Origin of the sequence: Streptomyces sp. NEAU-sy36 (assembly GCF_013423905.1) — a bacterium.
In the GTDB taxonomy this organism is placed as follows: Bacteria; Actinomycetota; Actinomycetes; order Streptomycetales; family Streptomycetaceae; genus Streptomyces; species Streptomyces misionensis.
In genome coordinates this window covers 798,470-811,177 of record NZ_CP058977.1, presented here as the reverse complement: position 1 = coordinate 811,177, position 12,708 = coordinate 798,470, and the positions used below count along the sequence as shown (strand labels likewise).

The window sequence follows — 12,708 nt, the reverse complement described above, 5'->3', positions numbered from 1 at the left end:
TCCGGCGGACGGCCGTACGGGCGACGGCCCTGTTCGCGGGGCCCGGCCCGGCACCGGCACCGGTGCAGCGCCCGGCCGCGCCCCGGTCCCGCGCGCGGCTCAGCCCGCGACGAAGGTGTGGGCCGCCTTGTCGTGCCAGCACTGGTGCCAGGGCCGGTCGAACAGGCACCACAGCACGCCCACGATCCCGATGCCGAGCAGCCCGGGGACGCTGTAGACGAGCCAGCGGCGCAGCGCCGGCGCGAAGGTCGGGGGCTCGTGCGCCTCGATGTCCCGGACCTCCAGGCCGCACAGCTTCTTGCCGAGGGTGCGGCCCCATTTGACGGTGGGCAGCACCTCGTAGACCACGCCGGCCAGGAGCAGCACGGCGAGCACGACGGCGAGGCCGGTGCCGGTCGTGCCGTCGAGCAGCCAGACGGTGACCTCGTGCCCGGACAGCCGGGCCGCGTCGATCTTCTGATGGATGTGGTCGACGGCCCGGACGCCGAGCGGCACGGCCGCGGCGGCGGTCACGGCGCCCACGACCACGCTGTCGATCAGCCGGGCCGCGAACCGCTTGCCCAGTCCGGCCGGGCGGGCGGCGGCCTGCCGGCGCGCCGCCGCCTGGAAGAGGTCCTCCACCGGCGGTTTCCACGGCGCCACCGGCTGCTCGTCCGCGCCGCCGGCCAGCTGGTGCACCTGCTGTGCCCAGGACGCCTGGCCGCCCGCCTGCTGGGGCATCTGCGGGGGCACGGCGGCGGGACCGGACGGGGACGCGGGCGCGGGCTGCCGGGTCTGGGGCGGCTGGGGCTGCGGGGCCTGGGCCTGGGGTGCCTGCACGGCGCCGAAACCGGGGCCGGGGGACGGGGACGGCCCGGCGGGGGCGGGCGCGGCGGGGGCGGGCGCGGCGACCGGGCCCTGGGTGCCGAAGCCGGGCGCGCCGCCCTGGCCCGGCGGGACCGGACGGATCGTCATGGTGCCGTCGTCCGTGTGCGCGGCCGGTCCCGTGACGGGCCGCCGGAAGACGAAGGTGCCGGGGTCCGCGGCCTCGCTCCCGGCCGGCGGGATGGTCGCCGTGCCGTCGCCGCGGGCCGCCCGGCCCTCGGGCTGCGCCGGACCGGGCGCCACGCGCGGATCGGCGCCCCGGGGACCGGCGGCACCGCCCTGCGCGGGCACGGACGGGCCGGCCGGAGTCTGCCGGGGAGCGGCGGCCCCCTGCTGCCAGGGCTGCCGGGCCTGCCCGGGCACCCCGGCCCCACCCCACCGGGCCTGCCCCGCCTGCCCGGACCCGCCCGCCCGCTCCGCCTCCCGGCCGGGCGCGCCGTCGGCGGCGGCCACCCCCGCGTCGCCCGCCGCCGGCCACCGGCCGGGTGTCCCCGAATCCTCCGCCTGCCGCGCGGAGTTCCCCGTGACCGCCGGTCCCGAGGCCGCCGGGCCACCGGGTTCCTCGTCGAAGAAGTGCGGGCCCGTCTCCTCCACGGCGGGGGTGACGCCGGGGGGCGGGCTGAGCGGTTCGCCGTCCTTGGGGGCGGGGCGGCTGGTGCCGGGCACCCAGGCGGTGCCGTTCCAGTACCGGACGTAGCCGGGGATGGACGGGTCCGGGTAGTAGCCCTCGCGGGGCCTGTCGTCACCTGGGGCCGGGGTTGGGGCGCTCATGTCCGTCGTCCCGTATCTGCTCGTGGGTGGGATGGGCCTCCCACATCTATCAGACGCGGGCACCGGCCACCGCCAGTCCCGCAGGACCCACTCCTTCCGGGCAACGCGGGGCGCACCCGGTACGCCGGGCCGAAAAAAATTTCTCCGAACCCGCGTAATGCCCGCGCCGCCGTCTCCTCTCCCCTGGTACGGGCCCGCGCCCCGCGGTCCGCGCACGTCCTCCGACAGACAAGGAGCCCAGGTCATGCAGCACACGGTGGTGGAACGGGAACTCGAACTCAAGCTGATCCTGTCGCCCGAGCGGAGCATCCCGGTCCCGGCCCTGCTCGCCTACCGGTGCGACGACCCCTACGCCGTCCACATCGTCTTCCACATCAACTCCGAGCACCCGGTGCACTGGACGTTCGCCCGCGAACTGCTGGTGGAGGGCGTCTTCCGGCCGTGCGGGCACGGGGACGTGCGGGTGTGGCCGACGAAGGCGGACGGGCGCAGCGTCGTGCTGATGGCGCTGAGTTCACCCGACGGGGACGCGCTGCTGGAGGCGCCGGTCCCGCAGGTGTCGGCCTGGCTGGAGCGGACGCTGCGCGCGGTCCCGCCGGGGACGGAGGGCGGGCAGCTCGGCATCGACGACGCGCTCGACCAGTTGCTCGCCCGGTGACCCGGTCCCCCGTCGCCGGGGGCCGGGCGCCGTCAGAAGAGCTTGCCGGGGTTGAGGATGCCGAGCGGGTCGAACACGGCCTTGATCCCCCGCTGCATCTCCACGCCGACGGACCCGATCTCCCGCGCCAGCCACTCCTTCTTCAGCACGCCGACGCCGTGTTCGCCGGTGATGGTGCCGCCGAGTTCCAGGCCCAGGGCCATGATCTCGTCGAAGGACTCGCGGGCCCGCCGGGACTCGTCCTCGTCCTGGGCGTCGAAGCAGACGGTGGGGTGGGTGTTGCCGTCGCCCGCGTGCGCGCAGACGCCGATCGTCAGGCCGTACTTGGCGGCGATCCGTTCGATGCCCGCCAGCATGGCGCCGAGCCTGGAGCGCGGGACGCACACGTCGTCGATCATCGTGGTGCCCTTGACCGCCTCCAGCGCGGGCAGCGAGAGCCGCCGGGCCTTGAGCAGCATCTCGGACTCGGCCGCGTCCTCGGCCGGGACCACCTGGGTGGCGCCGGCCGCCTCGCACAGGGCGCCGACGGCGGCGAGGTCGGTGGCAGGGTCGGGGGTGTCGAAGGCGGCGAGCAGCAGCGCCTCGGTGGTCTCCGGCAGGCCCATGCGGGCCATGGCGTTGACCGCCTTGACCGTCGTACGGTCCATCAGTTCGAGCAGGGAGGGCAGGTGGCCCCGCTCCATGATGTGGCAGACGGCCTCGCAGGCGGCCTCCGCGGAGGCGAACTCGGCGGCCATCACGAGCTGTCCGGGCGGCTTGGGCTTGAGGGCGAGGACCGCGCGGACGACGATGCCGAGGGAGCCCTCGGAGCCGACGAACAGGCGGGTGAGGTCGTAGCCGGCGACGCCCTTGGCGGTGCGGCGGCCGGTGGACATCAGGCGGCCGTCGGCGAGGACGACGTCCAGGCCGAGGACGTACTCGGCGGTCACCCCGTACTTCACACAGCACAGGCCGCCGGAGCCGGTGCCGATGTTGCCGCCGATGGTGCACATCTCCCAGCTGGAGGGGTCCGGCGGGTAGTACAGGCCGTGTTCCCCGACGGCTCGGGAGAGGGCCGCGTTGATCACGCCCGGTTCGACCACGGCGACCCGGTCGACGGGGTTGATCTCCAGGATGCGGTCCATCTTGACGAGGGACAGCACGATGCAGCCGTCCGAGGCGTTGGCGGCGCCGGACAGGCCGCTGCGGGCGCCCTGCGGGACCACGGGGACGCGCAGTTCGGTGGCGGTGCGCATGACGTGCTGCACCTGTTCCACGGTGCGCGGCAGGACCACGACGGCCGGGGCCCCGGCGGGGCAGAAGCTGGCCATGTCGTGGGCGTAGGAGGCCGTGACGTCCGGGTCGGTCAGGACGGCCTCGGCGGGCAGGCCGGCCAGGAGCCGGTCGGTGAGGCTACCGGTTGCTGCGCCCGCTACGTCGCGGCGCGCTTCGATGCGGCTCATGATCACAGGTTCGCACTCACAGCCATCGGTGTGAACCCCGTCAGCCTCCTGCCTCACTCGGCGCGATCTTCTTGTCGTACTGACGCACAGTGAGCGCCATGGACAACCGAGTGAGCGAGCCGGGTACGTCCCTGATGAGCGAGCCCTCCACGCCGCGCCGTTCCCGGCGACTGCTGCGGCGGGTGCTGGTGACCGCGCTGACCGGCGGGCTGGTCGCGGGCGCGGTGCTGGCGGTGTGGCCAGGGCTGCGGTCCGGGGCCGCGAGTCCGCCCGCCGCGGGGCCGCGGGCCCACCGGGCGCCGGTGCGCGCCCCGGCGCAGGCGGCGCAGGCGCTGACCGCGGTGACCTCCGGGGTGCCGGCCGCGCTGCCCGCCCTGACCGCGCTCATCGGGCAGGAGGAGCAGCGGGTGCGGGCGCAGCCCCAGGACGCGAAGGCGTGGGCGGTGCTGGGCACGGCCTACGTCGAACGGGGCCGCCGTACGGCGCAGGCCGCGGACTTCCCGAGGGCGGAACGGGCCTTGCAGACCTCGCTCCAGGTGGTGGACGAGGAGCAGAACCTCCAGGCGCTGGACGGGATGGCCGCGCTGGCGCTGGCGCGCCGGGACTTCTCGGAGGCGAAACGATACGGCGAGCAGGCGCAGGAGCTGGCACCGCAGCGGTGGAGCTCGTACGCGCCGCTGATCGAGGCGTACGACGGGCTCGGCGACTACGAATCCGTCGGCACCGCCCTGGAGAAGCTGATGGCGCTGAAGCCCGCGCCGGCCGAACGGCCCGCCGTGATGGCACAGGCCGCGGCGGTCTACCGGAGCCGGGGCTGGCGCGAGGACGCGGTGGCCCAGCTGAGCGACGCGGCGGCCGCCGCCGGCTCCCCCGCCCAGCAGGCCGCCTACCTGTCCCAGCTCGGCCAACTGGCCTTCGAGCGGGGGGACGCGCAGGACGCGCTGCGCCACTACGACGAGGCCCTGCGGCTGGACGCGGACCAGCAGGCGGCACCGTCCGGACGGGCGCGGGCGCTGGCGGCGCTGGGGCGGCCGGCCGAGGCGGTGACCGCGTACCGGGCGGCCCTGGACCGGCGGGCCGACCCGCGCGACGCCCTGGAGCTGGGCGAGCTGTACGAGTCGCTGGGCCGGACCGCGGAGGCCCGGCGGAGTTACGACCAGGTGGCCGAGCTGGCGAAGCGGGAGACGGCGGGCGGGGTCGACGACGAGCTGGTGCTCGGGCGGTACGAGGCCGACCACGGGGACGCGTCGGACGCCGTGGAGCGGCTGCGCGCCGAGTACGACCGCCAGCCCGGGACCGAGGTGGCCGACGCGCTCGGCTGGGCACTGCACCGGGTCGGCGAGGACGACGAGGCCCTGGAGTACGCCACGACCGCGACGGACGGCACGAAGGGCGGCGGCCTGCGCAGCGCGCTGTACTCCTACCACCGGGGGGCGATCGAGGCCGCGCTGGAGCTGGAGGGGCCCGCGCGCCGCAGCCTCCAGGAGGCCCTGCGCATCAACCCGTCCTTCTCGCCCCTGTGGGCCCCGCAGGCCAGGTCGGCGCTCGCGGCGCTGGGCGAACCGCAGGACGTGGAGGTGCCGGGCTGAGACATGGGCGGAGGCCCGGCACGTGGGATGCCGGGCCCCGCTCACCGGGTGCGGCTCAGAGGTTGCCGCGCTTGGCCTGCTCGCGCTCGATCGCCTCGAACAGGGCCTTGAAGTTGCCCTTGCCGAAGCCCATCGAGCCGTGCCGCTCGATCAGTTCGAAGAACACCGTCGGCCGGTCCTGGACCGGCTTGGTGAAGATCTGCAGCAGGTAGCCGTCCTCGTCGCGGTCGACGAGGATCTTCAGCTCGCGCAGCGTCTCCACCGGCACCCGGGTCTCGCCGGCCCACTCGCCGAGGGTGTCGTAGTACGAGTCCGGGGTGTTCAGGAACTCGACGCCGGCCGCGCGCATGGTGCGGACGGTCTGCACGATGTCGTTGGTGTTCAGCGCGATGTGCTGGACGCCGGGACCGCCGTAGAACTCCAGGTACTCGTCGATCTGCGACTTCTTCTTGGCGATCGCGGGCTCGTTGAGCGGGAACTTCACCTTCAGGGTGCCGTCCGCGACGACCTTCGACATCAGCGCGCTGTACTCGGTGGCGATGTCGTCGCCCACGAACTCCTTCATGTTCGTGAAGCCCATGACCTTGTTGTAGAACCCGACCCACTCGTTCATCTTGCCGAGTTCCACGTTGCCGACGCAGTGGTCGATCGCCTGGAAGGTGCGGTGCTCGGGCTGCGCGACGATCGGCTCGGCGGCCACGAAACCGGGGAGGTAGGGGCCGTCGTAGCCGGAGCGCTCCACCAGGGTGTGGCGGGTCTCGCCGTAGGTGGCGATGGCGGCGAGGACGACGGTGCCGTGCTCGTCCTTGACCTCGTACGGCTCGTCGATCGAGCGCGCGCCCTGCGCGATGGCGTACTCGTACGCGGCGCGGGCGTCCGGGACCTCGATGGCCAGGTCGATGACGCCGTCGCCGTGCTCGGCCACGTGCCGCTCGATGAAGCGGCCCCAGTCGCTGCTCTGCTTGATCACCGAGGTGAAGACGAACCGGGCGGAGCCGTTCTCCAGGACGTAGCTGGCGGTCTCGCGGCTGCCGTTCTCCGGTCCGGAGTAGGCGACCAGCTTCATGCCGAAGGCGGAGGAGTAGTAGTGCGCCGCCTGCTTGGCGTTGCCCACGGCGAAGACGACCGCGTCCATTCCCTTGACCGGGAAGGGGTCGTCCTGCCGGGCGGTCGTCTCGGGAGTGTGCTGTGTGGTCTGCGTCATAGCGGAAGGGTGACCCGACTCTGCAAGGTGCGCAATAGTTCGCGTATTCACTGGGCAATTTGTTAGGCGGAACGGCCCACCGGCCGGGCTTTCTGTACAGGATGACCACCCCGGGAGGGGCTGTGGCGATCGATCATCTGGACGGGCGGATCATCGTGCTGCTGGCGCGCGAGCCGCGCGTCGGCGTGCTGGAGATGTCCCGGCGCCTCGGGGTCGCCCGGGGCACCGTGCAGGCCCGTCTCGACCGGCTCCAGTCGAACGGCGTCATCCGGGGCTTCGGCCCGCAGGTGGACCCGGCGGCCCTCGGCTATCCGGTCACCGCGTTCGCCACGCTCCAGATCCGGCAGGGCCAGGGGGCGGACGTGCGCGCCTACCTGGCGACGGTGCCGGAGGTACTGGAACTGCTCACCACCACGGGCAGCGGCGACATGCTCTGCCGCCTGGTCGCCCGCTCCAACGCCGATCTGCAGCGGGTGATCGACCGGGTCGTCGGCTTCGAGGGCATCGTGCGCGCCTCCACGGCGATCGTGATGGAGAACCCGGTGCCGCTGCGGATCATCCCCCTGGTGGAGCAGGCGGCGGAGGAGGAGGGGTAACCGGGGTGATCCTGGCGGGAGTCGGCGACCGCGAGCCGCGGCGCCCCTAGGGTCTTTCGTTTGGATCAGGCCGGATCAGGGAGAGGGGTCTGGTGCGTGCAGATGCAAGGCGGAGGAGGGAGTCAACGCGATGGGGGTGCCCCCGCGCGAGCGAAGCCGAGCGTGGGGGAGTTGGCGACCGACGACAACGCCGCAGATGTGCGTGCCAGACCCCGCGAGCCCGGCATGATCCAGACGAGAGGCCCTAACAGCTCGGTACCGAGCCCGTGCCCTTCTCCAGGGAGACCAGGGAGTCGACCGCGCCCTTCAGCGTGGTCACCGGGACCAGGCGCAGTCCCTTGGGCAGTTCGGCCTTCGCGTCGGCGCACTCGGCCTTCGGCACCAGGAAGACGGTGGCGCCGTCGCGCCGGGCGGCCTGCGTCTTCAGCGCCACGCCGCCGACCGCGCCGACCCGGCCGGCCTCGTCGATCGTGCCCGTACCGGCGACGGTGCGACCGCCGGTCAGATCGCCGCCGTGACCGTCGCCGTGCAGCTTGTCGATGATGCCCAGGGAGAACAGCAGGCCCGCGCTCGGACCGCCCACGTCGGCCAGCTTCAGGGTCACCTTGACCTGGTCGGGGCTCAGGTCGAGGTACTTCAGCGCCGCGCTGGTCGCCGCGTCCTGCGACTGCCGCATCTGCGCCGTGTTGTGCTGCTCGATCTCCTTGAGGGTGTCGCCGGTCGGGTAGACCGCGTCGCGGGGCATCACGGCACGGTCGGTGCGGAACCAGTTGCCGATCACGTCGCCGAGCGAGACCCGGGCGTCGGGGCCGGTCGCCACGATGGTGACCATCCGCAGCTGGCCGCTCGGCCTGCGGGTCTGCGCGCCGTCCACCGTGATCACCGGGGTGCCCTTGTTCGCCCCGAGCACGTTCGCCGTCATCCCCGGCTGCGCCACGGAGAACGGCAGCGGCGCGAACACCGCGGTGGCGAACAGCGCAACGACCGGGAGGGCGCACACGGTGAGGGCTTGGCGACGCGTGAGACGTGAGAGCACGGGTTCAATTTACGTGACGTGCCGCGCGCGGCAGCGCCGGCGGCCGCCGGGGCGCTCAGCGCAGCGCCTCCGCCACCTCCCGCGCCGCGTCCACCACCCGGGGACCCACCCGCTCCGGCACGGAGTCCGCGAGCATGACGACGCCGACGCTGCCCTCCACCCCGGTCACCCCCACCAGCGGCGCCGCCGCACCGCACGCCCCCGTCTCCAGCTCCCCCTGGGTCAGGGTGCAGGAGGGCTCGGCGGAGGGGGCGCGGCGGGCCGCGAGGATGGCCCGGCCCGCGGCACCGCGGTCGAGCGGATGCCGGAAGCCCGCGCGGTAGGCCACGTGGTAGTCGGTCCAGCTCGGCTCGACCACGGCCACGGCCAGCGCCTCCGTGCCGTCGACCAGGGTCAGGTGCGCCGTGGCCCCTATGTCCTCGGCCAGCGAGCGCAGGGCGGGGAGCGCGGCCTCCCGCACCAGCGGATGCACCTGCCGCCCGAGCCTCAGCACCCCGAGCCCGACCCGGGCGCGTCCGCCGAGGTCGCGCCGGACGAGGGCGTGCTGCTCCAGCGTGGCGAGCAACCGGTACACCACGGTCCGGTTCACGCCCAGTTTGTTGGACAGCTCGGTGACGGTCAGCCCGTGGTCGGTGTCGGCGAGCAGCTTGAGGACCCGCAGTCCCCGGTCGAGCGTCTGAGAGGTCTCCGCGGTCACGACCCCCACTCCTTCGGCGGTGAGGTCGGCGGGCCCCCGAGCGGACAATGCGTCACCGAGTCCCGTCGGCGACGCGCTCCAGAGGCCGCCGATCGGCAGGACGGCCCGGCGGCTCCGGACCCTGTCGCTTTCACGGCTGCGCTCCGCGGCGGCGCTGCCACGGGGCGTATGCGTAGCGGGACAGTAGCGAAGGGGGTTCGCTGAGCGGAAGTCTTGGTCCAGAATCCGGTCAAGGACCCAGGCGGACTGAGGGTATTCGTCCGTATACGTACGGCAGCGTAAACCCGGCCCGCCCGGTCCTCAGCGCATCCTGGTCGCCCACTCCTGCACCTTGGCGATGCGCTGCTTGAGCTGTCCGGCCGTGGCCTCCGCGCTCGGCGGCCCGCCGCACACCCGGCGCAGCTCGGTGTGGATCACCCCGTGCGGCTTGCCGCTCTGGTGGACGTACGCGCCGACCAGGGTGTTGAGCCGCTTGCGCAGCTCCATCATCTCCTTGTGGCTGACCACCGGGCGCCGCTCGGCCGGCAGTTCCAGCAGGTCGGCCTCGGTGTCGGGCTTCTTCTTGCTGTGCGCGATCTGGCGGGCCTGCCGCTTCTGCAGCAGCAGCTGCACCTGGTCCGGCTCCAGCAGCCCGGGGATGCCGAGGTAGTCCTGCTCCTCCTCGCTGCCCGGGTGGGCCTGCATGCCGAACTCGGCACCGTCGTAGAGCACCCGGTCGAAGACGGCCTCGGACTCCAGCGCCTCGAAGGCGAACTGCTCCTGCTCGCCGGTGTCCTCGTCCTGCTCCTTGTTCGCCTCCTCCATCTCCTTCTCGGATTCGGCGTACGGGTCCTCCTCGCCCTCCTTCTTCGGCTTGTCGAGGGCGTGGTCGCGCTCGACCTCCATCTCGTTGGCGAAGGTGAGCAGGTCGGGGACGGTCGGCAGGAAGACGGAGGCGGTCTCGCCGCGCCGCCGGGACCGTACGAAGCGGCCGACGGCCTGGGCGAAGAACAGCGGGGTGGAGATGGTGGTGGCGTACACGCCGACCGCGAGGCGGGGCACGTCGACGCCCTCGGACACCATGCGCACCGCGACCATCCAGCGGTCGTCGCTCGCGCTGAAGTCGTCGATGCGCTTGGAGGCGCCGGCGTCGTCGGACAGGACCAGCGTGGCCTTCGTGCCGGTGATCTCACGGATCAGCTTGGCGTAGGCGCGGGCGGAGTCCTGGTCGGAGGCGATGACGAGCGCACCGGCGTCCGGGATGCCCTTGCGGACCTCGGTGAGCCGCTGGTCGGCGGCGCGCAGCACGCTCGGCATCCACTCGCCGCGCGGGTCGAGCGCGGTGCGCCAGGCCTGGCTGACCGCGTCCTTGGTCATCGGCTCCCCGAGCCGGGCGGCGATCTCGTCACCGGCCTTGGTGCGCCAGCGCATGTTGCCGCTGTAGGAGAGGAAGATGACCGGCCGGACGACGCCGTCGGCGAGCGCGGAGCCGTACCCGTAGGTGTAGTCGGCGGCGGAGCGGCGGATGCCGGCGTTGTCCTCCTCGTACGTCACGAAGGGGATCGGGTTGGTGTCCGAACGGAACGGCGTACCGGTCAGCGCGAGCCGCCGGGTGGCCGGTTCGAACGCCTCCAGGCAGGCCTCGCCCCAGGACTTGGAGTCGCCGGCGTGGTGGATCTCGTCCAGGATCACCAGCGTCTTGCGCTGCTCGACGCGGTTGCGGTGCAGCATGGGGCGCACGCCGACACCGGCGTAGGTGACGGCGACCCCGTCGTACTCCCGGCCGAGGGGGCCGGCGCTGTACTCGGGGTCGAGCTTGATCCCCACGCGCACCGCCGCCTCGGCCCACTGCTTCTTCAGGTGCTCGGTGGGCGCGACCACCGTCACCTGCTGCACCACGTGGTGGTGGAGCAGCCATGAGGCCAGCGTCAGCGCGAAGGTGGTCTTGCCGGCGCCGGGCGTGGCGACGGCGAGGAAGTCACGCGGCTGCTCCTGGATGTACTTCTCCATCGCCCCCTGCTGCCAGGCACGCAGCTTGCTGGCGGTGCCCCAGGGCGCACGGCCCGGGAAGGCGGGGGAAAGGTGGTGGGACGGGGTGGAGGAAGCGGTGGTAGTCACGGTCTCCGTGGTCAAGGTCAGTCGGCTACGTATGACAACCGGGCCACCCTACCGGCGCCGCGCTCCCCGCCGACGCCGAACGAGGCCGGGTCGCCCCAGGGTGGGACTCACGTCACAACCGGCGCGCTCCGGTGCCCGCGCCGCGCGAACTCAGGGAGTTTCCGTCCGCATCCGCGTCGTCACCCAGGCCCCGGCCAGGGCCACCACCGCCATCGGCAGGAACACGGCGGCGAAGGCGGCGGGGTGGGAGGAGGTGGTCGTCGTGGTCGCGGAGGTGCCGCCGCCGAGGGCGGCGAAGGCGGCACCGGTGGCGGCGAGCAGCAGGGCGTTGGAGAGGCCGTCGGAGATCTGGAGCGCGGCGGAGTTGGCACCGGCCTGCTCCGGCGCGGACAGACGCAGCAGCAGCACGCTGGTGGAGGAGATCACCAGGCCCATGCCGAAGCAGCCGAAGGCCCAGGCGACGGCCACGGTCCAGGCGGGCACGGAGTGCCACAGCACGCTCGGCGCGGCCAGCAGCGCGACGGTGACCAGCAGCATCCCGCCGGTCATCAGCCGCTCCCGGTGGGGCGCCAGGCGCGGCCGGGACTGCACCCAGGAGCCCAGCGCCCAGGTGCCGCCGCCCGCGGCCAGCGAGAACCCGGCGAGCGTCGGCGACAGCCCGCGCTGGGTGACCAGCATCAGCGGCACGAAGGACTCCGCGGCGATGAAGGACCCGGCGGACAGCCCGCGCAGCAGGACGACGGCGGGCAGGCCGCGGGCGGCCCGGCAGGTGCCGGGCGGCAGCAGGCCGAGGACGGCGGGCACCAGCAGGGCGACGCCGACCGCGCCGGGCACGAGGGAGAGGGGGCGCAGGTCCTGGGCGGCGTACTGGAGGAGGCCGGCGCCGAGGGAGATGCCGAGGGCGAGCCGGATGCGCCGCCGGTCGAAGGCGGCGGCGCCCGCCTCCGCGTCGACCGGTCCGGACGCCCGCCGGCGTATCTGCGGCAGGGCGAGGGCCAGCGGGAACACCACGAGGACCGGGATGCCGAGGAACACCCAGCGCCAGCCGAGCTGCTCGGTGACGGCACCGGAGGCGAGCGGGCCGACGACGGAGGGCACGACCCAGCTCGCCGCGAACGCCGCCATGATCGCGGGGCGCAGCCGCTCGGGGTAGGCGCGGCCGACGACGACGTACAGCGCGACGATGACCAGTCCGCCACCGAGCCCCTGGACGGCCCGGCCCAGGATGAACACCCACATCGTCCGCGCGGTGCCGGCTATCACCAGCCCCACCGCGAAGGCCCCGATCCCACTGGTCAGCGCCCCGAGCGGACCGCGCCGGTCGGCCCACTGACCGGCGAGGACCATGCCGAAGAGGCTGGTGGTGAAGTACCCGGAGAACGCGAACGCGTACAGCGCCACGCCGTCCAGCTCGCGGGCGGCGACGGGCATCGCGGTGCCCACGGCGGTCGCCTCGAAGGCGATCAGCAGGACGACGGAGACGATGCCGACGCTCAGCGCCTGGTAGGCCCGGCCGAGCACACCGCCGTCCGGCTCGACGTCTTCCTCCGCCACGGCATCGGCGGCACGGGATCCCAGGACACTCATGCCCGTCAGGGTAAGGCCCGTCACCGACATTGACCCCTGTCGGTGGTCCCACCTCCCGCTACGACCTTGGTCCTGGTCCCCCTCGTCCTGTGAACGCGGTGTGGCAGTCACATTGCGGCCCCGGCCATCCCCTTGAGCCCCACCGCTCCCGGGCCCTACGGTCGTTT

General features: G+C 73.5%; 10 protein-coding genes. 3 read left to right on the top strand and 7 right to left on the bottom strand.

What is annotated here, in order from left to right:
• Nucleotides 1–99: 99 nt before the first annotated feature.
• Nucleotides 100–1,635 (bottom strand): RDD family protein, encoded by a 1,536-nt coding sequence (locus HZZ00_RS03585; protein WP_180330838.1) that lies wholly within the window; start codon nt 1,633–1,635, stop codon nt 100–102.
• A gap of 244 nt (nt 1,636–1,879) precedes the next feature.
• Here HZZ00_RS03585 and HZZ00_RS03580 point away from each other — a divergent pair, with 244 nt between their 5' ends.
• The gene (locus HZZ00_RS03580; protein WP_180330837.1) at nt 1,880–2,293 is read left to right on the top strand and encodes an SsgA family sporulation/cell division regulator; all 414 of its coding nucleotides are present in this window, start codon (nt 1,880–1,882) and stop codon (nt 2,291–2,293) included.
• Between the two features lie 32 nt (nt 2,294–2,325).
• Here HZZ00_RS03580 and HZZ00_RS03575 read toward each other — a convergent pair whose 3' ends face one another.
• Nucleotides 2,326–3,741 carry an FAD-binding oxidoreductase gene (locus tag HZZ00_RS03575; RefSeq protein ID WP_180330836.1) on the bottom strand — a complete coding sequence of 472 codons (1,416 nt, stop codon included), beginning with the start codon at nt 3,739–3,741 and terminating at the stop codon, nt 2,326–2,328.
• A gap of 92 nt (nt 3,742–3,833) precedes the next feature.
• Here HZZ00_RS03575 and HZZ00_RS03570 point away from each other — a divergent pair, with 92 nt between their 5' ends.
• Complete coding sequence (locus HZZ00_RS03570) at nt 3,834–5,324, top strand: tetratricopeptide repeat protein (protein ID WP_180330835.1); 1,491 nt, start codon at nt 3,834–3,836, stop codon at nt 5,322–5,324.
• Nucleotides 5,325–5,379: 55 nt separating this feature from the next.
• Here the strand turns inward: HZZ00_RS03570 and hppD are convergent, their stop codons facing one another.
• On the bottom strand, nt 5,380–6,528 hold the full coding sequence (gene hppD, locus HZZ00_RS03565) for a 4-hydroxyphenylpyruvate dioxygenase (RefSeq protein WP_180330834.1): 1,149 nt from the start codon (nt 6,526–6,528) through the stop codon (nt 5,380–5,382).
• Between the two features lie 122 nt (nt 6,529–6,650).
• Here hppD and HZZ00_RS03560 point away from each other — a divergent pair, with 122 nt between their 5' ends.
• Nucleotides 6,651–7,124, top strand: a complete 474-nt coding sequence (locus HZZ00_RS03560) for an Lrp/AsnC family transcriptional regulator (protein ID WP_070022715.1) — start codon at nt 6,651–6,653, stop codon at nt 7,122–7,124.
• Nucleotides 7,125–7,368: 244 nt separating this feature from the next.
• Here HZZ00_RS03560 and HZZ00_RS03555 read toward each other — a convergent pair whose 3' ends face one another.
• From HZZ00_RS03555 to HZZ00_RS03540, 4 genes are all read right to left on the bottom strand, one after another.
• Entirely contained in the window at nt 7,369–8,160 is a 792-nt protein-coding gene (locus HZZ00_RS03555; RefSeq protein ID WP_180330833.1) for a S16 family serine protease, read from the bottom strand.
• 55 nt (nt 8,161–8,215) lie between these two features.
• Entirely contained in the window at nt 8,216–8,857 is a 642-nt protein-coding gene (locus HZZ00_RS03550) for an IclR family transcriptional regulator (RefSeq protein WP_180330832.1), read from the bottom strand.
• Between the two features lie 300 nt (nt 8,858–9,157).
• Nucleotides 9,158–10,954 (bottom strand): DEAD/DEAH box helicase, encoded by a 1,797-nt coding sequence (locus HZZ00_RS03545; RefSeq protein ID WP_180330831.1) that lies wholly within the window; start codon nt 10,952–10,954, stop codon nt 9,158–9,160.
• A gap of 150 nt (nt 10,955–11,104) precedes the next feature.
• Nucleotides 11,105–12,541, bottom strand: a complete 1,437-nt coding sequence (locus HZZ00_RS03540) for an MFS transporter (RefSeq protein WP_180330830.1) — start codon at nt 12,539–12,541, stop codon at nt 11,105–11,107.
• Nucleotides 12,542–12,708 lie beyond the last annotated feature (167 nt).